The sequence below is a fragment of the Streptomyces sp. NPDC104371 genome (assembly GCF_055583785.1).
Map to the genome: position 1 here is coordinate 199750 of NZ_JBVJNF010000012.1, position 20768 is coordinate 220517.

At 71.0% G+C, this 20768-nt stretch carries 18 protein-coding genes; 11 read left to right on the top strand and 7 right to left on the bottom strand.

The annotated features are described in order from the left end of the window. Nucleotides 1-63: 63 nt before the first annotated feature. Nucleotides 64-1428 carry a molybdotransferase-like divisome protein Glp gene (glp, locus tag ACZ60T_RS30195; protein ID WP_469668781.1) on the bottom strand — a complete coding sequence of 455 codons (1365 nt, stop codon included), beginning with the start codon at nt 1426-1428 and terminating at the stop codon, nt 64-66. A 5-nt stretch (nt 1429-1433) separates the two neighbouring features. Beyond that, the gene (gene galU, locus ACZ60T_RS30200; RefSeq protein ID WP_365624346.1) at nt 1434-2336 is read right to left on the bottom strand and encodes a UTP--glucose-1-phosphate uridylyltransferase GalU; all 903 of its coding nucleotides are present in this window, start codon (nt 2334-2336) and stop codon (nt 1434-1436) included. A gap of 104 nt (nt 2337-2440) precedes the next feature. Between galU and ACZ60T_RS30205 the strand changes: the two genes are divergently transcribed. Next, complete coding sequence (locus tag ACZ60T_RS30205) at nt 2441-3046, top strand: 5-formyltetrahydrofolate cyclo-ligase (RefSeq protein WP_469668782.1); 606 nt, start codon at nt 2441-2443, stop codon at nt 3044-3046. Nucleotides 3047-3121: 75 nt separating this feature from the next. On the opposite strand, the gene ACZ60T_RS30210 is transcribed toward ACZ60T_RS30205, so the two are convergent. Continuing rightward, on the bottom strand, nt 3122-5935 hold the full coding sequence (locus tag ACZ60T_RS30210; protein WP_469668783.1) for a penicillin acylase family protein: 2814 nt from the start codon (nt 5933-5935) through the stop codon (nt 3122-3124). Nucleotides 5936-6202: 267 nt separating this feature from the next. Between ACZ60T_RS30210 and ACZ60T_RS30215 the strand changes: the two genes are divergently transcribed. From ACZ60T_RS30215 to ACZ60T_RS30235, 5 genes are all read left to right on the top strand, one after another. Beyond that, a complete protein-coding gene (locus tag ACZ60T_RS30215; RefSeq protein ID WP_365624352.1) occupies nt 6203-7750 on the top strand; it encodes a potassium/proton antiporter in 1548 nt (515 codons plus the stop codon). Between the two features lie 204 nt (nt 7751-7954). After that, nucleotides 7955-9226: an MFS transporter gene (locus tag ACZ60T_RS30220; RefSeq protein ID WP_469668784.1), complete on the top strand. Its 1272-nt coding sequence runs from the start codon at nt 7955-7957 to the stop codon at nt 9224-9226. Nucleotides 9227-9294: 68 nt separating this feature from the next. Then, on the top strand, nt 9295-9630 hold the full coding sequence (locus ACZ60T_RS30225) for an FmdB family zinc ribbon protein (RefSeq protein ID WP_469668785.1): 336 nt from the start codon (nt 9295-9297) through the stop codon (nt 9628-9630). Nucleotides 9631-9718: 88 nt separating this feature from the next. Further along, nucleotides 9719-10552, top strand: coding sequence for an S-methyl-5'-thioadenosine phosphorylase (locus tag ACZ60T_RS30230; protein WP_469668786.1), 834 nt, complete (start codon nt 9719-9721; stop codon nt 10550-10552). 182 nt (nt 10553-10734) lie between these two features. Continuing rightward, entirely contained in the window at nt 10735-11349 is a 615-nt protein-coding gene (locus ACZ60T_RS30235) for a hypothetical protein (protein WP_469668787.1), read from the top strand. A gap of 31 nt (nt 11350-11380) precedes the next feature. Here the strand turns inward: ACZ60T_RS30235 and ACZ60T_RS30240 are convergent, their stop codons facing one another. Continuing rightward, complete coding sequence (locus tag ACZ60T_RS30240) at nt 11381-11554, bottom strand: hypothetical protein (RefSeq protein ID WP_365624367.1); 174 nt, start codon at nt 11552-11554, stop codon at nt 11381-11383. Here ACZ60T_RS30240 and ACZ60T_RS30245 point away from each other — a divergent pair. From ACZ60T_RS30245 to ACZ60T_RS30260, 4 genes are all read left to right on the top strand, one after another. Further along, nucleotides 11553-11873 (top strand): hypothetical protein, encoded by a 321-nt coding sequence (locus ACZ60T_RS30245; protein ID WP_469668789.1) that lies wholly within the window; start codon nt 11553-11555, stop codon nt 11871-11873. The two genes, ACZ60T_RS30240 and ACZ60T_RS30245, sit on opposite strands and share 2 nt — an antisense overlap. Before the next feature lie 147 nt (nt 11874-12020). Continuing rightward, the gene (locus tag ACZ60T_RS30250; RefSeq protein WP_469668791.1) at nt 12021-13049 is read left to right on the top strand and encodes a P1 family peptidase; all 1029 of its coding nucleotides are present in this window, start codon (nt 12021-12023) and stop codon (nt 13047-13049) included. Nucleotides 13050-13191: 142 nt separating this feature from the next. Then, on the top strand, nt 13192-14406 hold the full coding sequence (locus tag ACZ60T_RS30255; RefSeq protein ID WP_365624375.1) for a L,D-transpeptidase: 1215 nt from the start codon (nt 13192-13194) through the stop codon (nt 14404-14406). 157 nt (nt 14407-14563) lie between these two features. Beyond that, nucleotides 14564-15322 carry a DUF6227 family protein gene (locus tag ACZ60T_RS30260; protein ID WP_365624378.1) on the top strand — a complete coding sequence of 253 codons (759 nt, stop codon included), beginning with the start codon at nt 14564-14566 and terminating at the stop codon, nt 15320-15322. Between the two features lie 142 nt (nt 15323-15464). On the opposite strand, the gene ACZ60T_RS30265 is transcribed toward ACZ60T_RS30260, so the two are convergent. After that, a complete protein-coding gene (locus ACZ60T_RS30265) occupies nt 15465-16991 on the bottom strand; it encodes an MFS transporter (protein WP_365624381.1) in 1527 nt (508 codons plus the stop codon). A 62-nt stretch (nt 16992-17053) separates the two neighbouring features. On the opposite strand from ACZ60T_RS30265, the gene ACZ60T_RS30270 reads away from it, so the two are divergent. Further along, nucleotides 17054-18028: a helix-turn-helix transcriptional regulator gene (locus ACZ60T_RS30270; RefSeq protein WP_469668792.1), complete on the top strand. Its 975-nt coding sequence runs from the start codon at nt 17054-17056 to the stop codon at nt 18026-18028. A gap of 387 nt (nt 18029-18415) precedes the next feature. Here ACZ60T_RS30270 and ACZ60T_RS30275 read toward each other — a convergent pair whose 3' ends face one another. Both ACZ60T_RS30275 and ACZ60T_RS30280 read right to left on the bottom strand, forming a co-directional pair. Continuing rightward, on the bottom strand, nt 18416-19414 hold the full coding sequence (locus tag ACZ60T_RS30275; protein ID WP_252425310.1) for a sigma-70 family RNA polymerase sigma factor: 999 nt from the start codon (nt 19412-19414) through the stop codon (nt 18416-18418). Nucleotides 19415-19885: 471 nt separating this feature from the next. Continuing rightward, on the bottom strand, nt 19886-20653 hold the full coding sequence (locus ACZ60T_RS30280; protein ID WP_469668822.1) for a dioxygenase family protein: 768 nt from the start codon (nt 20651-20653) through the stop codon (nt 19886-19888). Between the last annotated feature and the right edge of the window lie 115 nt (nt 20654-20768).

The window sequence follows — 20768 nt, forward strand, 5'->3', positions numbered from 1 at the left end:
CCTGCTGTGCGCGACACGGTACCGCCAACGCGCCGCGGGCAGCCGGGTAAGGGGCCCGGCCGGTCAGCCGAGCAGGAGCACCTCGACCTCGGTGCCCGGCTCGAGGGAGGTGTCGTTCTCGGGGACGACGATCAGCGCGTCGGACCGGGCGAGGGCCGCGATCAGATGGGAGCCCGTGCCGCCGACCGGCGTGACCGTACCGTCGCTGTACGTCCCGCGCAGGAACTGGCGGCGGCCCGCGGGCGAGGTCAGCGCCTTGTCCGCCCGCAGGACGGCCTTGGCCCGGGGGCGGTGGACGTCCTCCAGGCCCATCAGGGTGCGGATCGCGGGACGTACGAACACCTCGAAGGAGACGTACGAGGACACGGGGTTGCCCGGCAGCGCGAGCAGCGGCGTGCGGTCGGGGCCGATCAGGCCGAAGCCCTGGGGCTTGCCCGGCTGCATGGCGAGCTTGCGGAACTCGACGCCGTGACCTGCCTCGGGCTCACCCTCGCCCTCGGCGTCCTCGCCGCTGTCGTTCTCGTCCTCACTGATGGCGGTGAGCGCTTCCTTCACCACGTCGTACGCGCCCACGCTCACGCCCCCGGTGGTGACCATGAGGTCGGCGCGGACGAGTTGGTCCTCGATGGCCGAGCGCAGCGTCTCGGTGTCGTCGGTGACCGCCCCGACCCGGTAGGCGATGGCTCCCGCGTCCCGCGCGGCGGCGGTGAGGGCGAAGCTGTTGGAGTCGTAGATCTGGCCGCTCGCCAACTCCTCGTCGGGCTGGACGAGTTCGCTGCCGGTGGACATGACGACCACGCGCGGGCGTGGACGCACGCGGACCGTGCCGCGGCCGATCGCGGCGAGCAGCGCGATCTGCGGCGGACCGAGGACCGTGCCCGCCGCGAGGGCGAGGTCGCCGGCCTTCGCGTCGCTGCCCTGCGCGCGCACATGCGCGCGTGCCTCGACCGGGCGGTGCACGCGCACCTGCCCGGTGGCGTCTTCGGGCGACAGGCTGCGGGCGCGCATCCCGGAGACGGGACCGCCGCCCAGCCCGCCGTCGGTCCACTCCACGGGGACGACGGCCTCGGCGCCGGGCGGCAGCGGGGCGCCGGTCATGATGCGCGCGGCCTGGCCGGGCCCCACCTCCAGCAGACCGGCCGCGCCCGCCGCGACGTCCCCGATCACCGTGAGGACGGCCGGGAACTCCTCGCTCGCGCCCTCGACGTCCGAGACCCGCACCGCGTACCCGTCCATCGAGCTGTTGTCGAACGGGGGCAGCGAGAGCGCCACCGTGACCTCGTCGACCAGGACGCAGCCCTGGGCGTCGAGCAGGTTCAACTCGATGGGTTCCAGCGGCTGGACGGTGGCGAGGATGTCCTTGAGATGGTCGTCCACCGACCAGAGGTGGTCCTGCTGCCCGCTGGTCCGGGTCGCGGCGGCGCTCACGATCGCTACATCTCCTCGGCTACGTAACGGCGAAGCCAGGCCTGGAAGTCCGGGCCCAGGTCTTCACGTTCGCACGCGAGCCGGACAATGGCACGCAGGTAGTCGCCCCGATCGCCGGTGTCATAGCGGCGGCCCGTGAAGACGACGCCGTGCACGGGGCCGCCGACCTTCTCGTCCTCGGCCAATTGCTGGAGGGCGTCGGTGAGTTGGATCTCGCCGCCGCGGCCCGGCTCGGTCTTGCTCAGCACGTCGAAGATGTTCGGGTCGAGGACATACCGGCCGATGATCGCGTAGTTCGACGGGGCGTCCGCGGGGGCGGGCTTCTCGACCAGGCCGGTCACCTTGACGACGTCGCTGTCCGCGGTGGTCTCGATCGCGGCGCAGCCGTAGAGGTGGATCTGCTCCGGGGCGACCTCCATGAGCGCGACGACGCTGCCGCCGTGCTGCTCCTGGACCTCGACCATGCGCGCCAGCAGGGGGTCGCGCGGGTCGATCAGGTCGTCGCCGAGGAGGACGGCGAAGGGCTCGTGACCGACGTGCGGGGCGGCGCAGAGCACGGCGTGGCCGAGGCCCTTGGGGTCGCCCTGGCGCACGTAGTGCATGGTGGCGAGATCGCTGGACTCCTGGACCTTCGCGAGCCGGTCGGCGTCGCCCTTCTTCTCGAGGGCCGACTCCAGCTCGTAGTTGCGGTCGAAGTGGTCCTCGAGCGGACGCTTGTTGCGGCCGGTGACCATCAGGACGTCATCGAGCCCGGCGGACACGGCCTCCTCGACCACGTACTGGATCGCGGGCTTGTCGACGACCGGCAGCATCTCTTTGGGAGTGGCCTTGGTGGCGGGAAGGAACCGGGTGCCGAGGCCTGCTGCGGGAATGACAGCCTTGGTGATCCTGGGGTGCGACTCAGTCATGCCCGTAACCATATCCGCTGGCTATATACGGAATCCGAGATTCCGGATAATTCGCTCTCATATGAGCGTATTTATGAAGGGTAGGGCGCTGACCTGTGGCTTCCATGGGACGCGAGACGGATCCTGACAAGCGAAGGTTGCGGCGAGAGCTCCTCGCGGTGAGGAGTGGGTTGACCGCGGATGACGTACGCGAGGCGGCGGTCGCGCTCGCCGGGCACGCGCGGGAACTGCCCGAACTCGCGCGTGCGCGCACGGTCGCGGCGTACGTCTCCGTGGGGAGCGAACCGGGCACCCTCGCGCTTCTGGACGCGCTGCGCGCGGGGGGCCGCCGGGTCCTGCTCCCCGTGCTCCTCCCGGACAACGACCTCGACTGGGCGGTGTACGCCGGGCCGGACTCCCTCGTCCCCGTCCGGCACGGCGGCCGGATGACCCTCCTGGAGCCTTCGGGCGAGCGGCTGGGCCCGGAGGCCGTCGAGCGGGCCGACGCCGTGCTGCTGCCGGGGCTGGCCGTCGATACGCGCGGGATGCGGCTGGGGCGCGGCGGCGGCTCGTACGACCGCGTACTGGCCCGTCTGGAGCGCGCGGGCGCCGACCCCGCGCTGGTGGTGCTGCTGTACGACACGGAGGTCGTCGAGCGGGTCCCCGAGGAGGCGCACGACCGCCCGGTGCACGCGGTGGTGACGCCCTCGGGTGTCCACCGCTTCCGCTGAGCCCCGAACTCCCGTGGCCCCTACGCGAACCGGCCCTCCACGCACGCGTGGAGGGCCGGTTCCGGGTCAGGACCGTCAGGGCTTGTTGAGCACCAGGGTGTCGGTCGTGTTCTTGCCGACCGCGCCCTCGGAGAAGCGCCACGGGAGCAGTTCGCCCTTGGCCCACTTGTCCGTCTGATCGGTGTAGTGGGCGCTGTAGGCGTGCCCCGAAGCCCCGGACAGGTTTATCCACTTCGACTTGTCGAGGTCGTCCAGGTTGACCACCATCCGCATCGACGGCACCCAGACCGCGCTGTAACCGCCCGCCGCGTTCCAGCCGGTGGCGTTCACCGTCGCCTCACCGCCGTCGATCTCCCACGGACCGCGGTTGAGCATGTACTGAAGAACGCGGGGACCACTGGTGCCCAGGGTCTGGTTCTTCAGGAACAGGCGGTGCAGCCGGCCCCAGCTCCAGGAGTCGATGTCCTTGCCCATCTTGGCGGTCAGCTCCCAGCGCGCGTCCCGCAGGGCGCGGGCGAACAGCTCGTCGCGCGTCTTGGCGGCGGGCTGGGTCCGCGTCTTGGGCGTGTGCCACCAGTCGTTGTCCTGGTCGTCGATGATGTTGCGCACCACCTCGAACCAGCGGTCGCCGCCGTCCGGCTGCGCCTGGTCCGCGTCGCGCTGACCGCACTCGCGCACCTTCTGGTCCGCGTCCGCGGGCCCGGTGGTGTTGACCGAATCCACCCACAGGCACTGCCCCTTGACCCGCAGCTCCTTGGGCAGCTTGTTGCCGAAGGCGAGCTTGAGGATGTTGCGCCAGACGGAGTTGAAGTACGCCGCCGCCGCCGAGTCGGAGTCCTGGGTGTAGTCCCAGCTCTCCAGCAGCTTCTGCGCCTCGCGGACGTACGGGTCGGAGACGTCGATCTTGAGCAGCTTGGGCACCAGGAGCCGGGCGATCTCGCTGCTGTTGTCGAGCTGCATCTGCCGCATGTCGTCGGTCGAGATCTTGCCGCCGCCCTTGATCTTCGACTCGATCAGGGAGGTGATCCGCTGGCTGCGCGTGCCGTAGCCCCAGTCCGTGGTGAGCGTGTAGGGGTACTTGTCCTGGTCGACCACGGCCTGGTTGGCGGTGACGATGTAGCCGCGCTTCGGGTCGAACTCGTAGGGCAGCGCGTCCTGCGGGATGTACTTGCCCCAGCGGTACTTGGAGTCCCAGCCCGGCGCGGGCAGCGAACCGGTGTCGTTCGCGGTGCGCGTCGGGATCTTGCCGGGGAGCTGGTAGCCGATGTGGCCCTCGGTGTCGGCGTAGATCAGGTTCTGCGAGGGGACGTCGAAGGACCGGGCGCCCTTGCGGAACTCCGTCCAGTTCGAGGCCTTGTCGATCTCGAAGACGGCGTCCATGGAGTTGCCGGGCTCCAGCGCGGTCCAGCGCAACGCTATGCCGTAGCCGTCGCCGCGGTCGGGCGCGGAGGCGGTGACGCCGGCCTTCTTGCCGACCTTGACGAGTTCGTCGTCACGGTCGGACAGCAGCGGGCCGTTGTTCGTCTCGCGTACGACGATCTTCTTGGATCCGCCACCGGCGACCTTGATCGTCTCGGTGCGGCTGGTGAACGGCTTCACCTTGCCGTCGTAGAGGTAGCCCTCGCCGGACAGCTTCTCCAGGTAGAGGTCGGTCACGTCGACGCCGGAGTTGGTCATGCCCCAGGCGATGTTCTGGTTGTGGCCGATGACCACGCCGGGCATGCCCGCGAAGGTGTAGCCCGCGACGTCGTACTGGCAGGCGCTCGAGACCTTCGTGCAGTGCAGGCCCATCTGGTACCAGACCGAGGGCAACGAGGCCGACAGGTGCGGGTCGTTGGCCAGCAGCGGCTTGCCGGTGATCGTGTGACTGCCCGCGACGACCCAGGAGTTGGAGCCGATGCCGTGGCCGTTCACACCGACCGCGGTCGGCATGTTGTCCAGGACCCGGTGCAGCCCCGCCAACTGACTCTGCAGGCCCGCGCTGTCCTGGGTCGTCGTGCCGCTCTGCGTCGTGCCGTTCGACGTTGTGGTGTCGGGCGTCGTGCCGTTCGGCGCCGTCGACTGCGAGGTCTGGGTGCCGGTCTGCGTGCCCGTCGCGGCGCCCGGCCCGTACGTCCCGGTGAGGGCGTCGTACCCGCCCTCCTGCACGATCGCCTTGTTGCGGCTGTACGGGTAGTCCGGGTACAGGTCGGCGATCTGCTTCGGGCCGAGGCGGCTGGCCATCAGGGAGCGGTCGATCTCGTCCTGCATGTTGCCGCGCAGGTCCCAGGCCATCGCCTTGAGCCAGGCGACCGAGTCGACGGGGGTCCAGGCCTCGGGCTTGTAGTCGTTGGTCAGCCCCAGGGCCGCGTACTCCAGCGAGATGTCCTTGCCGGCCCGGCCCTTCAGGTACGCGTTGACTCCCTTGGCGTACGCCTGGAGGTACTTCTTGGTGGAGGCCGACAGCTTGGTGTCGTACTCCTCGCGGGCCACCCGGTCCCAGCCCAGGGTGCGCAGGAACTCGTCCGTCTTCACCTGACTCTTGCCGAACATCTCGGACAGGCGCCCGGACGTCATGTGGCGGCGCACGTCCATCTCGTAGAACCGGTCCTGCGCCTGGACGTAGCCCTGCGCCATGAACAGGTCCTCGTCGGACGAGGCGTAGATCTGCGGGATCCCGTAGCCGTCGCGCTTGACGTCGACGCGGCCGGAGAGGCCGTCGAGGCTGATCGAACCGGTGGTCTGCGGGAAGGAGGCGCGCACGGTACTGACCGACCAGTACGTGCCGTAGCCGACGCCTCCCACGATGGCCAGAACCAGGACGATCACGAGCAGACGGGCTCTGCGCCCCTTCTTCCTGCCGGACTTGCCGGGCTTCTGGCCGGAAGAGGCGGTGGTGTTGGGGGGCATCGCTGTCCTTGCTGTCCTTACGCGAGCGGCAGGGCGGGCTGTGCTTACTACTGAGCGCTGAGCGCTGGAGCAACCATAGGCGCAGGAACCGCCGTGCCTTGACGCGGAGTCGGGATGCGGCAGAGGCGGAAGGGTGCCCGAAGCGGGGCTCCGCGTCAAGAAAGCGTCAAGAGTTAGGTAAAGTAATGAAGTAGTCGCGTTGAAGGCCGTGGCAGTACCAGGCCTCACGTGCTCGGATCGAGACGTCGTACCGAGACGCTCGGATCGGTGAGAAGGGAACGGCCGCTGACTGTCCACCACCTCAACCAGCTCCTGCTCGTGTGCGCGCTCGTCCTGCTCGTCGCGGTGGCGGCCGTACGGCTCTCGTCGCGCAGCGGGCTGCCCAGCCTGCTCATCTACCTGGGCATCGGCATCGCCATGGGCCAGGACGGGATCGGCCATCTCACCTTCAACAGCGCGGCCCTGACCGAGGTCATCGGGTACGCGGCCCTGGTCGTCATCCTGGCCGAGGGCGGTCTCGGGACGAAGTGGCGGGAGATCAGACCGGCGCTGCCCGCCGCCTCCTCCCTGGCGCTGGTGGGCGTCGCCGTGAGCGTCGGCGTCACCGCGGCCGGGGCGCACTATCTGACCGGGCTCGGGTGGCGGCAGTCGGTCATCATCGGAGCGGTGGTGTCCTCGACGGACGCGGCGGCCGTCTTCTCGGTCCTGCGGAAGGTCCCGCTGCCCACGCGCGTGCGCGGCATCCTGGAGGCCGAGTCCGGCTTCAACGACGCCCCGGTGGTCATCCTCGTCGTCGCCCTGTCCACCGTCGGCCCCGTGGAACACTGGTACGTCCTCGTGGGCGAGATCGCGCTGGAGCTGGCCATCGGCGCCGCCATCGGTCTCGCGGTCGGCTGGCTCGGCGCCTGGGGGCTCAGGCATGTGGCGCTGCCCGCCTCCGGCCTCTACCCCATCGCCGTCATGGCCATCTCGGTCACCGCCTACGCGACCGGCGCGCTGGCGCACGGCAGCGGCTTCCTCGCCGTCTACCTCGCCTCGATGGTCCTCGGCAACGCCAAGCTGCCGCACTGGCCCGCGACGCGCGGCTTCGCCGAGGGGCTCGGCTGGATCGCCCAGATCGGCATGTTCGTCCTGCTCGGACTGCTGGTCACCCCGCATGAGCTGGGCAACGACATCCTGCCCGCGCTGGTGATCGGACTGGTGCTGACCATGGTCGCGCGTCCGCTGAGCGTGATCCTGAGCCTCGCGCCGTTCCGGATGCCCTGGCAGGAGCAGACGCTGCTGTCCTGGGCCGGGCTGCGCGGCGCGGTGCCCGTCATCCTGGCGACGATCCCCATGGTCAACGGCGTCGACGACACCCACCGCATCTTCAACATCGTCTTCGTCCTGGTCGTCGTCTACACCCTGGTCCAGGGGCCGACGCTGCCCTGGCTGGCCGGCAGGCTGCGCCTGGGCGACGGCACCGAGGCCGCCGACCTCGGCATCGAGTCGGCGCCCCTCGAACGTCTGCGCGGGCATCTGCTGTCCTTCGGGATCCCCGAGGGCTCGCGGATGCACGGCGTCGAGATCAACGAGCTGCGGCTGCCCCCGGGGTCCGCGGTCACCCTCGTCGTCCGGGGCGGCAAGTCCTCCGTACCGCTGCCGACGACGCTGCTCCAGCACGGCGACGAACTCCTCGTGGTCACCACGGACCAGGTCCGCGACGCGGCCGAGAGACGGCTGCGCGCCGTCGACCAGGGCGGCAAGCTGGCCGGCTGGCTGGGCACGGCCGGGGGCGCGAGTGCGGCGACCGGGGGCGGAAGACCGGGCCGCTGACCGGGTCCGCCCGGCCCCCGCGTCTGTACAATCGAGGCGCTCCCTGATCGAACCAACTCTGCCTGACGCAGAGCTGGCGCGACCGTATGGCGGCCGGGGCGTCCCTCTCAGCGGGCGTCGGCATCTACCGCAGTCCGCGCAAGAGGACAGCTCTCGGCGCGCCCTCGCACGGGCGTGCTACCAGGCGGCAGAAAGGCACGGGCCGTGGCATCCACGGTCACCTCGAAGTCGTCCCGTCCGGGCTACGGGCAGCTACTGCGCACGCGCGGCGCCTGGACGTTCCTGCTCCCCGGTTTCGCGGCGCGTCAGCCGTTCGCGATGCTCACCATCTCCCTCGTGCTGCTGGTGCAGCACACGACCGGCTCGTACGGGGCCGCGGGCGCCGTCGCGGCCGTCACCGGCGTCTCCATGGCGCTGTTCGCCCCGTACGGCGGCCGGCTCGCCGACCGCTACGGCCAGCGCACCGTGCTGCTCCCCGGCGTCCTGGTGCACTCCCTGTCCGGTGTGTCCCTGACCGTGCTCGCGCTGGCCGACGCTCCCCTGTGGGCGCTGATCGCGGCGGCCGTCCCGACCGGTGCCTCGGTGCCGCAGGTCGGCCCGATGGTGCGCGCCCGCTGGGGCGTGAAGCTCCAGGGCACGCCCCTGATGACGACGGCGGCGGCCTTCGAGTCCGTCACCGACGAGCTGACCTTCGTGCTCGGCCCACTGCTGGCGACGGCCCTGTGCACAGGCGTGGCCCCGGCCGCGGGCCTGCTCACCGAGGCGGCGCTGACGCTGGTCGGCGGGCTGCTGTTCGCGGCGCAGAAGGGCACACAGCCGTCCGTCGCCGACGCGACGCACGCGCGCGTGCAGCACGCGTCCGCCCTGCGCGTCCGCGGGGTGCGCGTGCTGGTCGTCACCTTCCTCGGCATCGGCTGCGTCTTCGGCGGCATGCAGGTCTCGCTCGCCGCGTTCACCGAGTCGATCGGCAAGCCCGGCCTGACCGGCGTGCTGTACGGGGTCTTCGCCGTCGGCAACATGCTCTCCGGGGCCGTGTGCGGTGCCGTCGCCTGGAAGACCGCCCCGCAGCGGCGCCTGGTCATCGGCTACACGGCGCTCGCGCTGACCGCCTCCGGCCTGTGGCTCGCGCACTCCGCGCTCGTCCTGGCGGGCCTCGGCCTCCTGGTAGGCATGTCCATCGCGCCCACCCTGATCATCGGCTACACGCTGGTCGAGGACCTGGTCCCGGCCGAGGCCCGTACCGAGGCCTTCACCTGGCTGACCGGCGCGGTCGCGCTCGGCCAGGCAGCCGCGGTCACGGTGGCCGGGCAGCTCGAGGACCGCCTGTGGGACGGCGCCGGATTCCTGGTCCCGATGACCGGTACGGTGCTCGCGCTGGCGACCCTGGTGGCCCTGCGATCGTGGCTGGCGACCGGCCCGCGCGAGCGCACCGCCGCACGTGGTGTCGGTCACCGCGCGCCGGTAGCAGTGGACTGATCCCTCGGAATAAGCCACTATGGAACGTCGTTAGCACTCATTGAGTGAGAGTGCCAGGAGGAAGACAAGTGCCGACCTACCAGTACCAGTGCACCGAGTGCGGCGAGGGCCTCGAGGCGGTGCAGAAGTTCACCGACGACGCCCTCACCGAGTGCCCGAGCTGCAAGGGGCGCCTGAAGAAGGTGTTCTCTGCCGTCGGCATCGTCTTCAAGGGCTCCGGCTTCTACCGCAACGACAGCCGCGGCTCGTCGTCGAGCAGCAGCCCCGCGTCGTCGAAGTCGTCGAGCTCCTCTTCGTCGTCCTCCTCGTCCTCGGCCTCCTCCTCGAAGTCGAGCGACTCTTCCTCGTCCGGCTCCGGGTCGTCCGGGTCGTCGTCGAGCGGCTCCTCCAGCTCCGCCGCGTAAGGACCCTCCCGCGGCCCCTTCCGTAGACCCTGCCGTCGTCACGACGGCGGGGTCCTCGGTGTTTCCGGGGCCCGCTACTGTGCTCGCCATGGAGAACGCAGAGATCGGTGTCATCGGCGGCTCGGGCTTCTACTCGTTCCTGGACGACGTGACCGAGATACAGGTCGACACCCCCTACGGCGCGCCCAGCGACTCCCTCTTCCTCGGCGAGATCGCCGGCCGACGGGTCGCCTTCCTCCCCCGCCACGGCCGCGGCCACCATCTGCCGCCGCATCGCATCAACTACCGCGCCAACCTGTGGGCGCTGCGTTCGGTCGGGGTGCGCCAGGTGCTCGGGCCGTGCGCGGTGGGCGGGCTGCGCGCCGAGTACGGCCCCGGAACGCTGCTGGTGCCGGACCAGATGGTGGACCGTACGAAGACCCGCGCGCAGTCGTACTTCGACGGGCTGCCGCTGCCCGACGGCACCGTGCCGAACGTGGTGCATGTCTCCCTCGCCGACCCGTACTGCCCCGTCGGCCGCAAGACGGCCCTGGAGGCGGCGCGCGGGCGGGACTGGGAACCGGTGGACGGCGGCACCCTGGTCGTGGTCGAGGGCCCGCGGTTCTCCAGCCGCGCCGAGTCGTTGTGGCACCAGGCGCAGGGCTGGTCCGTGGTGGGCATGACCGGCCACCCCGAAGCCGCGCTCGCCCGTGAACTGGAGCTGTGTTACACGTCGTTGACGCTGGTCACGGATCTGGACGCGGGCGCCGAGACCGGCGAGGGCGTCTCGCACGACGAGGTGCTCGAAGTGTTCGCGGCGAACGTGGACCGGCTGCGGGGCGTGCTGTTCGACGCGGTCGCGGGACTCCCGGCGAACGAGACGCGGGACTGCCTGTGCACGAAGGCGCTGGGTGGGGTGGATCCGGGGTTCGCGCTGCCGTAGCGGGGCGGGTACGAAGGCGGGTGCGGGTACGAGGGCGGGTACGGGTGCGGAACGTCCCCTTCGGGTGAGCGAGTTGTCCACAACCGGCCGGTAGTCCACGGGCGTCAGCGGACTTCGGCTCGAGGCCTCATCGTGGATCACGTCCCGTTCTCGTGGATCTCGTGATGCAGGTGGTGGTCAGCATGGCTCAACTCCCCCTCTCCGTCGGCCGGTCCTGTGCGGACCGGTCCGCAGGTCCGGGCCCGTTGTCTGTCGGCGCTTCCGCGCGTCTGCCGGGCTGGGGCCTCGGGGTGCGTACGGACACGCCTCCGACCTGCGCGGTGCCGGGCTTCACCCCGGTGCGCGTACGCGGCGGGCGGCAGCGGCTGCGGTGTCTTGTACGGCGCCGGAGGCGGGCCGTGGCCATGGGCCTGGCGGTCGGCGCCGCAGCGCTCGTGGCGGCGGGGCCGCGCGCGGCCGAGGGCGCGCGGGGGCATCCGGGCGCCGAGGCCCGTGCGGCGACGGCGGCCGAGCCCGCGCGGAAGCGACGCCCGGTCGAGACGGTGACGGCGCCCGTGCGGATCGCGGACGGGGCGACGGTTCGGATACTGCGGCCGGGCGACCGCATCGACGTGATCGCGGCCGACGGCGGCTCCGGCGCCGCGCAGGTGGTCGCGGCCGGGGCCAGGGTGACGCGGGTGCCGGACGTCGCTGTCACGGAGAGCGGTGCGCTGCTCCTGCTGTCCGTGCCGCGCGCCGCCGCCGCGCGGCTGGCCGGTGCCGGAGCGACCTCACGGCTCGCGGTGACGCTGTGCTGAGCGCGCCGGGACGGCTCGTCGGCCGACAGGGTCAGATGTGGTGGGGCGGCTTCTCGTCGAGGAAGCGCTTCAGGTCGGCCGCGCTGTCGTCACCGCCGGGCCGCTCGCCCCATCCGCGGTCCGTGTCGTCCGAGGACTGCTGGTCCAGCGGGTCGTCGAAGATCAATACGTTCTTGGGTTCGCGCGGTTCGGGGGCGGTGCTCATGACCCCAGGGTACGACCCCGGCGGAAGCCCGAGCCGGGACGGTTCGGGCCCGCGTCGGACGGCACGGGTGCTCTGGTGGCTGGTGGCGTTGGTCGTCGTGGCGCTCCCCCTGGGGTACGGGCTGTTCTCCACGCACGCCTGTCTGTCCGGCTACCGGACCGCGGTCACCGACGGGCGCGGCCCCGACGTCTTCGCGTGGAAGGACCCGGCGGGTCGCACGGTGCGCGGCCCCATCGACGGCGTGCCCGAGGACGGCGTGTGGGACGACGAGGCCGACGCACCCCCGCCCGGTATAGGCGACGGCCGCCACTTCCGCTGACAGTGCGCCCGTGGCGTCCGCGGCGATGGCGTCGACGGCGGTGATCGGCGCGGGACTTGGGGCCGCGGTCGCCGTGAGGGAGCACAATGGCGGCAGGGACGGCCGTGTGTGTGGTCGTGGTGCCGAGGAGCAATGGATCGTGAACTCATGACAGTTGACGCTCTGACGGATGTCGCCGGTCTGCGGGTGGGGCATGCCACACGGATCGGGGAGGGGTGGCTCACGGGCACCACGGTGGTGCTCGCTCCGGAGGGCGGCGCTGTCGCGGCCGTGGACGTACGCGGCGGCGGCCCCGGCACCAAGGAGACCGACGCGCTCGATCCGCGCAACCTCGTGCAGAAGGTCGAGGCGGTCGTCCTGACGGGCGGCAGCGCCTACGGGCTCGACGCGGCGTCGGGCGTGATGGCCTGGCTGGAGGAGCGGGGGCGCGGGGTGCGGGTCGGCCCCGACCCGGCGCATGTGGTGCCGGTCGTGCCTGCCGCCTGCGTCTTCGACCTGGGCCGCGGTGGGGAGTTCAGGGCACGGCCGGACGCGGCCGTCGGCCGGGCCGCGGTCGAGGCCGCCGCCGAGACCGAGCCGGGGGCGCCCGTCGCCGAGGGCTGTGTGGGCGCGGGTGCGGGCGCGGTGGTCGGGGCGCTCAAGGGCGGGGTCGGGACGGCGAGTACGGTGCTCGACTCGGGCATCACGGTCGGCGCGCTGGTGGTGTGCAACGCGGCGGGTTCGGCGATGGACCCCGAAACGGGCGTGCTGTACGGGGAGTTGTTCCAGGGGCGGGTCGAACATCCGGCGCGCGAGGTGCACGAGGCCGCGCGTCGGCGGCTCGCCGAGGCCGACGCCGCGAACCGGCGGCCGACGCTGAACACGACCCTCGCGGTCGTGGCGACCGACGCCGATCTCACCAAGGCACAGGCGCAGAAGCTCGCGGGTACGGCGCACGACGGCATCGCGCGTGCCCTGCGCCCGGTGCATCTGCTCAACGACGGCGACACGGTGTTCGCGCTGGCGACCGGAGCGCGGCCCCTGGCCCCCGCGCATCCGCTGGCTCTCAACGACCTGCTCGCGGCGGGCGCGGACCTTCTGACGCGCGCGATCGTACGGGCCGTGCGCGCCGCCGTATCGGTGAACGGATCGGGCGGAACCTGGCCGTCCTACGAGGAGTTGTACGGAAGCCGGTGACCACCGGGCCGGGCGATTGTCGCGGTTCTGTCACGCAATGGCGCTCCCCGCAGCGTACGGGAACCCTTTGGTGCGACCTTCGCTCTATGTCCACGTACTCGAGCGGACCACGCACACCACGACCATGACTTGGGAGAAGCCCGTGACAACGCCGAACATGCGAGAGCGGCGCGTACTGGGGGCCAGTGCCGCCCTTGTGATCGGCGCCCTGACCCTCACTGCCTGCGGCGGCAGCGCCAACGCCGACAACCACAACGGCGGGAAGAGCTCGTCCGGAAGCTCCACCGCGAAGATCGTCATCTCCGCGAAGGACGGATCGACGGGTGCGTCGATCAACGCGACCGGGGTGAAGGTCAGTGACGGGAAGCTGACCGAGGTGAAGATGACGGTGGCCGGGTCGGGCACGGCCGTGGCGGGGGAGATCGCCGCGGACGGAACGTCCTGGAAGCCGAAGGAGCGGTTGGAGCGGGGGACGAAGTACGAGATCAGCGCCACCGCCAAGGACGGGGACAACCGCGTCTCCGCCGCCAACTCCATCTTCACCACGGTGACCACGGCCAACAGCTTCATCGGGACGTACACGCCCGACGACGGGACGACGGTCGGGGTCGGCATGCCGGTGTCGTTCACCTTCGACAAGGCGATCACCAACCGGAAGACGGTGCAGTCGCGCATCTCGGTGACGTCGAGCAGCGGGCAGCAGGTCGTGGGGCACTGGTTCGGGACGCAGCGCCTGGACTTCCGTCCCGAGGACTATTGGAAGGCCGGCTCCAAGGTCACGGTGAAGATCAACCTCGACAAGGTGCAGGGCGCGAGCGGCGTCTACGGCGTGCAGAAGAAGACGATGACGTTCACGGTCGGCCGCTCCCAGGTCTCCACGGTGGACGTGCAGACGCAGACGATGACAGTCGTACGGGACGGGCAGACCGTCAAGACGATCCCGGTGTCCACGGGCAGTGCGGAACACACCACGTACAACGGGCAGATGGTGATCTCGGAGAAGTTCCTGCGGACGCGGATGAACAGCCAGACGGTCGGCATGGGCGGCGAGTACGACATCGCCGATGTGCCGCACGCGATGCGGCTGACGCAGTCCGGCACCTTCATCCACGGCAACTACTGGTACAACCAGGGCAATCCGCCCTTCGGGCGCGAGGGCACCAGCCATGGCTGTGTGGGCATGACGGACGTACAGGGCGGGCAGGGCGCCACCACCGCCAAGTGGTTCTACGACAGCTCGCTGACGGGTGACGTCGTGGTCGTCAAGAACTCCCCCGACAAGACGGTCTCCCCGGACAACGGCCTCAACGGCTGGAACATGCCGTGGAGCGAGTGGACCGCGGGAAGTGCCGTCTGATCCGGGCACGGTGACAGCAGGGCGGGCCGCGCGGGAACTCGTCGCGCGGCCCGCCCGTTTTTCCCCCGTACGTTTTCTCGGTTCTCGGACATGATGTCCGACCGAGGGGCTACGGTATGCACCCACTAGGTGACATGTAGCAACGCCGGGAGGGACCTTGAGCGTTCCGTACGAGACGGCAGCGTACGAACCACCCGAGTCGCCCGAGTCTCCTGAGGAGCACCTCGCGCGACTCCTCGGCCGCACCCTGAACTCCTTCGAGCTGCCCGACGAGACGGTCGAGCGGCTCGACTGCGCACTGGCGCACGACAGTTCGCTGCAGTCCGCGCTCCACAGCGCCGGGCTGTACCGGGAGACGTACCGGCACACCTGGCTGCTCACCGACGGCTCGACGGTCACCCTGTGGGAGCTGGTCCACAACACGGCGCCGGGCGGGCGTCTGGAGCACGAGGTGTATGTGGACGAGGAGGAGTTGCGCGCCGCCACGGCCCGGCTTCCGCTGCCGCAGGACACCCCCGACATCGAACTGCCGGTCCTGGTGCATCTGTCGTCGATCCCCGAGCCCCGCCATGTGTATCTGCCGGACGACTCCGCGGACCATGCGCGCCGACTGCTGCGCCGGGCGGAGAACCCGGACCGGCCGGGCCCCGATCTCGCGACGTTACTGCTGCGCTCGGCCTTCGCCCACGAGATCACCCAGACCTTCGGGCGACCGTGGCGGGCGGGCCGGGCGGGGCTGTGCTTCTCGCTCTACGAGCACGCGTTCCTGCTGCGCGACGGCCGGGAGCTGTCCCTGTGGGAGGTCGAGCACACGGCGACGCCGGACGGCCGCCATATGTGCGAGGTCTACACGACGGAGGAGGCGGCACACCAGGCCATGGAACGCCGCGCCACCCCACGCGGCCAAGGCCGCTGACCCCCGGCCCCACCAGCACCGCCGGGCCCGTCCGGCCAGGGGGCACCGCAGCCACTGCGGCACGCAGCGGCGCCCGGCAGGGCGCGTCGTGTGCGCGGCCCGCCGGACGGCTGGTGGCAACTGCCCGGTGCTTCCGTGGCGTTCAGGAGACCAGTACCCGGTCCTCGGTCGTCTCCTTCTCGGTGGGCGCCGCCGTGTCCCCCGCGCCCTCGACGTGTTGGGCCGGGCGCTTCGGCAGGGCGAACATCAGCAGGAAGATCGTCACCAGGACCGCCGCGACCCAGCCCAGCGCGTGCTGGAAGGCGTGTGCGAAGGCCGGGCCCACCTGCTCGGGGCGCAGCCGGTCGCTGATCTCACCGAAGAAGACCACCGACACCAGCCCGAGGCCCAGCGCGTTGCCCATCTGCTGCACCGTGTTGATCAGACCCGACGCCGAACCGGAGTGCTCGCGCGGCACCTCGGACAGCACCGCGTCCGTCAGCGGGGCCACGATCAGGCCCATGCCGACCCCCATGACCACCAGCGGCAGCATCATCTGCCAGGTGGTGATGGCCAGTCCGTAGCGGTCGGCCGCCGCGATATAGAGAAGGACGCCCGCCGCCATCACCAGCGCGCCCGTCTGCAACACCTTGCGGCCGAAGCGCGGGACCAGCTTCTGCACGGACATCCCGGCCGCCGCCGAGACCGCGATCGAGAACGGCACGCCCGTCAGCCCGCTCCGCAGCGCGCTCCAGCCCAGCCCGATCTGCAGATACAGCGTCCAGACCAGGAAGAAGACGCCGAGGCCGACCCCGAACACCGTCTGCACCGCGATGCCCGCCGCGAAGCTCTTCACCCGGAACAGGGACAGCTCGATCAGCGGGGAGCCGTCGCGCGCCGCCTTGCGCTTCTCGTACGCGACCAGCGCCGCGAAGACGACCAGCGCGCCCGCCATCGACAGATACCCCCACAGCGGCCAGCCCAGCTCACGGCCCCGGGTGAGCGGGTAGAGCAGCATCAGCAGGCCGAGGGTGACCAGGGCGACCCCGGGCAGGTCGAGACGCAGCGCCCGCGGGGCCTTCGACTCCGTGATGAAGCGCCGCCCCAGGACCAACGCGGCGGCGCCGACCGGCAGGTTGATCAGGAAGATGGGCCGCCATTCCAGGCCGAACAGGTTCCACTGGGTGAGCAGCGCGCCGAGCAGCGGCCCCGAGACCGCCCCCAGCCCGACGATCGCGCCGAAGAGCCCGAAGACCTTGCCCCGCTCGTGCGCCGGGAAGCTGGCGTGCACGATCGCGAGCACCTGCGGCACCATCAGCGAGGCCATCGCGCCCTGGAGGATCCGCGAGGCGACGAGCATCTCCGGGTTCGCGGCGAAGCCGCACAGCGCCGAGGCGAGCGTGAACCCGGCCACGCCGAGCAGGAAGACGCGCTTGCGGCCGTGGATGTCGCCGAGGCGGCCTCCGGTGATGAGCCCGGCGGCGAAGGCGAGCGCGTACCCCGCGGTGATCCACTGGATCTGGCTGAACGTGGCGCCCGCGTCCCGCTGGATCGACGGGATCGCGATGTTGACGATGGTGACATCGACCAGGTCCATGAAGGCCGCGGTCATCACGATGGCGAGCGCGATCCAGCGACGCCGGTCGTCCGCGCCCTCGGCGGTACTGAGTGTGCTCTCGGGTGAGGTCATGCCGCGAAGCTATGGGGTCATTAGGTCAGATCGTGTCCTACTGATGCGGCACCCTGGAACGTATGACGACCGACACTCCGGCGCGCCTCCTCCAGCTCCTCTCGCTCCTCCAGACGCCGCGCGAGTGGCCCGGCGGGGAACTCTCCGAGCGGCTCGGTGTCTCCCGGCGCACCGTCCGCCGGGACATCGACCGGCTGCGCGAGCTGGGCTACCCGGTGCACGCCACCAAGGGGTCCGACGGCGGCTACCGGCTGGCCGCCGGGAAGGCCATGCCACCGCTGGTGCTGGACGACGAGGAGGCCGTGGCGATCGCGGTGGGGCTGCGCGCCGGCGCCGGGCACGCGGTGGAGGGCGTGGACGAGGCCTCCGTACGGGCCCTCGCCAAGCTGGAGCAGGTGCTGCCGAGCAGGCTGCGCCACCGCGTGGCCACGCTTCAGGCCGCCACCACCGCCGTGGCCTTCGGCGACGGGGCACGCGTCGCGCCCGAGACCCTCACCGTGATGGCCTCCGCGATCGCGGGCCAGGAGCGGCTGCGCTTCGCCTACCGCGCCAAGGACGGCACCCCGTCGCGCCGCCTCACGGAGCCGCACCGGCTGGTGTCGACCGGGCGCCGCTGGTACCTGGTGGCCTACGACCTCGATCGCGGCGACTGGCGTACGTTCCGGGTCGACCGAGTCGACGAGCCGTTCGCGACGGGCGCGCGGTTCACACCGCGGGAGCTGCCGACGGGGGACGTGGCGGAGTATCTGCGGCAGTCGGTCCAACGGGGGCAGGAGACATACGCGTTCGAGGTGACCTTCGCCGCGCCCGCCGACCTGGTCGCCGCGCGGCTGCCCCGCTGGTTCGGCACGCCCGAGCCGCTCGACGGGGAGAGCTGCCGACTGCGCGGCGCCGCGAGCGACTCCGTGGAGTGGCTCGCGGTGCGCCTCGCGCTGGCCGAGTGCGACTTCACCGTGCACCAGCCGTCCGAACTGGTCGCGGCGGTACGGGACTTGGGGAAACGGTTGAGCCGGGCCGCGAACTCCCGCGGCGCATAAGGGCGTTCCCGCTCGCGGAGAGGTACGGAGAGGTACCGGGCGCGGACAGCGGGTGACGTCACTGTGGCACAATCGGCGCTCCGGGCCGCCCCGGGGTTCAGGTCCGGGGCGGCCCGTCAAGCCTGCGCGGACGCCCCGCGCGGGGCGTGACCGGTACAAAGACCTGCGGCCCGGGGCATGAGTGGAGCCGGGCCCCGACGCCCGGGGGAACGGCGCCGAAGCCCGGCTCGGGGAGAGTCCCGCCGCCGGGGGGAGTGCGTCGGGACTCGGTCTGCGGGGGCGCGAGCCGTACCGGCCCGGCCCCTGTTGTCGAGGGGCTCGTTGGTCTTGTGCCCCGGTCCGCGAGGTTGAAGCGACGTAACAGCGCCACATCCGACGCGCGGGCGGTCACGCCGCCGCGTCGAACCCCGTGTCCCGGGCCAGCTTCTTCAGTTCCAGCAGCGCGTGCTTCTCGATCTGGCGGATCCGCTCGCGCGTCAGGCCGTGCTCCTTGCCGACCTCCGTCAGCGTGCGCTCCCGGCCGTCCTCGATGCCGTACCGCATCTTGATGATCGACGCCGTGCGCTGGTCGAGCCGGCCGATGAGGTCGTCCAACTCCTCGCTGCGCAGCAGCGTGAGCACCGACTGCTCGGGCGTCACCGCCGAGGTGTCCTCCAGCAGGTCGCCGAACTGCGTCTCGCCCTCGTCGTCCACCGACATGTTCAGCGAGACCGGGTCACGGGCCCAGTCGAGCACGTCGATGACCCGCTCCGGGGTCGCGCCCAGCTCGGCCGCGATCTCGCCCGGCTCCGGCTCGCGCCCGTGCTCGCGGTTGAACTCCCGCTGGACACGGCGGATCCGGCCCAGCTCCTCGACCAGATGGACGGGCAGCCGGATGGTGCGCGACTGGTCGGCGATGGAGCGCGTGATGGCCTGACGGATCCACCAGGTCGCGTAGGTGGAGAACTTGAAGCCCTTGCGGTAGTCGAACTTCTCGACCGCGCGCACCAGGCCTGCGTTTCCCTCCTGGATCAGGTCGAGCAGCGGAAGACCGCTGCGCGGGTAGCGGCGCGCCACAGCGACGACGAGCCGGAGGTTGGAACGGATGAAGACGTCCTTCGCCCGCTCCCCTTCGGCGACCAGAGCCTCCAGCTCCTCGCGCGTGGCGTCGGCCTTGGCCTTCTCCTCGCCGTCGAGGATCTGTCGCGCGAACACACCGGCCTCGATGATCTGGGACAGCTCGACCTCCCTCGCGGCGTCGAGCAGCGGCGTACGCGCGATCTCGTCCAGGTACATGCCGACCAGGTCGCGATCGGCGATCTCGCCGCCATGGGCGCGAACACTGTGTGCCGCGTCGATGGTCCCGCCTGCGGCGGCCTTGCGACGGGCGACGGCACGGGTTGCCATGCGTGCTCCCTTGCGGTTGGGGTCCCCCGCTCGAGCAAGCCCGAGAGCAGGGGAGGGCTGGCGATGGTCCTGCGACGCTTCAGCCACCCTTTCGGGTGCCCGGCATCTGATGGAAACAACGACTGGAATCCGGACAGAATTCCCAACCCGTCCCTCAAGTTTCGTGATCATGCAGTATCCTGCGCCGCCACACGGCGGTACGGGATGCTGACGATCCGTAGTGAGGTGCAGGTCAGACCGGGAGTCGACGGTGACCTCACCGCCCTCACGCACGTCCCCCACCCCGTCGTGGATGAGACGCCCGTCACGTCCGACACCAAGGTCTTCACACCGGAAGAGCAATGCTCCCCGTCCGCTCTCCCACCCTGAAGACGACCCCCACCCGCCGATGGTTGCCACAGCGGTGAACGCATGGGTGCGCGCGGCCTGACGCGCGCCCCGGCCGCCCCGGAGCGCCGCGCCCCCGAGCCGCTAACCGAACTGCACCGACCGCTTCGCCAGCCCCATCCAGAACCCGTCGATCACCGACCGCTGCGCACGCAGTTCGCCCGTCGCGTCCGCCGCGCCCATCGTCACGAAGAGCGGGGCGAAGTGCTCCGTGCGGGGGTGGGCGAGGGAGCCCGCCGGGGACGCGTGGGCGAAGTCGAGGAGGGCGTCGGCATCGCCGTCGTCCAGGGCGCGCCGCCCCCACTCGTCGAACTCCACCGACCAGCCCGGCGCTCCCCCGCCCCGGTGGCGCAGGGCGGCGAGATTGTGCGTGAAGAACCCCGACCCGACGATCAGGACGCCCTGGTCACGCAGCGGCGCCAGCTTGCGGCCGGTCTCCATCAGCTTCACCGGATCGAGGGTCGGCAGGGAGACCTGGAGAACGGGGATGTCGGCCTCGGGGAACATCTCGACCAGCGGGACATAGGCGCCGTGGTCGAGGCCGCGGTCCGGGACGTCCTGCACGGGGACTCCGGGGGCGCGCAGCAACTTCCGTACGCTGTCGGCGAGTTCCGGGGCGCCGGGAGCCGCGTAGGTCACCCGGTAGTAGTGCTCGGGGAAGCCCCAGAAGTCGTACACGAGGGGGACGGTGCGCACCGCGCCGAGGGCCAGCGGGGCCTCCTCCCAGTGGGCGGAGACCATGAGGACCGCCTTGGGCCGCGGCAGATCGGCGGCCCAGGCGGCGAGCTGACCGGGCCAGACCGGGTCGTCGGCCAGCGGGGGCGCGCCATGACTCAGATAGAGCGCGGGCATACGCACGGCGACTCCCTTCCAGTTGATCGGTTGCTCACGCATTGCTTGAAGTCTCAAGCTCTCTCCCCAGCAGCGTAACGCCGCACTCGTTCAATCTTCAAGAAGGGTTCTCGTA

Excerpts from the sequence above, each read along its gene's own strand:
- galU (WP_365624346.1), bottom strand. The coding sequence starts at position 2,336 with ATGACTGAGTCGCACCCCAGGATCACCAAGGCTGTCATTCCCGCAGCA.
- ACZ60T_RS30205 (WP_469668782.1), top strand. The coding sequence starts at position 2,441 with ATGGGACGCGAGACGGATCCTGACAAGCGAAGGTTGCGGCGAGAGCTC.
- ACZ60T_RS30210 (WP_469668783.1), bottom strand. The coding sequence starts at position 5,935 with ATGCCCCCCAACACCACCGCCTCTTCCGGCCAGAAGCCCGGCAAGTCC.
- ACZ60T_RS30230 (WP_469668786.1), top strand. The coding sequence starts at position 9,719 with ATGGAGAACGCAGAGATCGGTGTCATCGGCGGCTCGGGCTTCTACTCG.
- ACZ60T_RS30235 (WP_469668787.1), top strand. The coding sequence starts at position 10,735 with ATGGCTCAACTCCCCCTCTCCGTCGGCCGGTCCTGTGCGGACCGGTCC.
- ACZ60T_RS30245 (WP_469668789.1), top strand. The coding sequence starts at position 11,553 with ATGACCCCAGGGTACGACCCCGGCGGAAGCCCGAGCCGGGACGGTTCG.
- ACZ60T_RS30240 (WP_365624367.1), bottom strand. The coding sequence starts at position 11,554 with ATGAGCACCGCCCCCGAACCGCGCGAACCCAAGAACGTATTGATCTTC.
- ACZ60T_RS30250 (WP_469668791.1), top strand. The coding sequence starts at position 12,021 with ATGACAGTTGACGCTCTGACGGATGTCGCCGGTCTGCGGGTGGGGCAT.
- ACZ60T_RS30265 (WP_365624381.1), bottom strand. The coding sequence starts at position 16,991 with ATGACCTCACCCGAGAGCACACTCAGTACCGCCGAGGGCGCGGACGAC.
- ACZ60T_RS30270 (WP_469668792.1), top strand. The coding sequence starts at position 17,054 with ATGACGACCGACACTCCGGCGCGCCTCCTCCAGCTCCTCTCGCTCCTC.
- ACZ60T_RS30275 (WP_252425310.1), bottom strand. The coding sequence starts at position 19,414 with ATGGCAACCCGTGCCGTCGCCCGTCGCAAGGCCGCCGCAGGCGGGACC.
- ACZ60T_RS30280 (WP_469668822.1), bottom strand. The coding sequence starts at position 20,653 with ATGCCCGCGCTCTATCTGAGTCATGGCGCGCCCCCGCTGGCCGACGAC.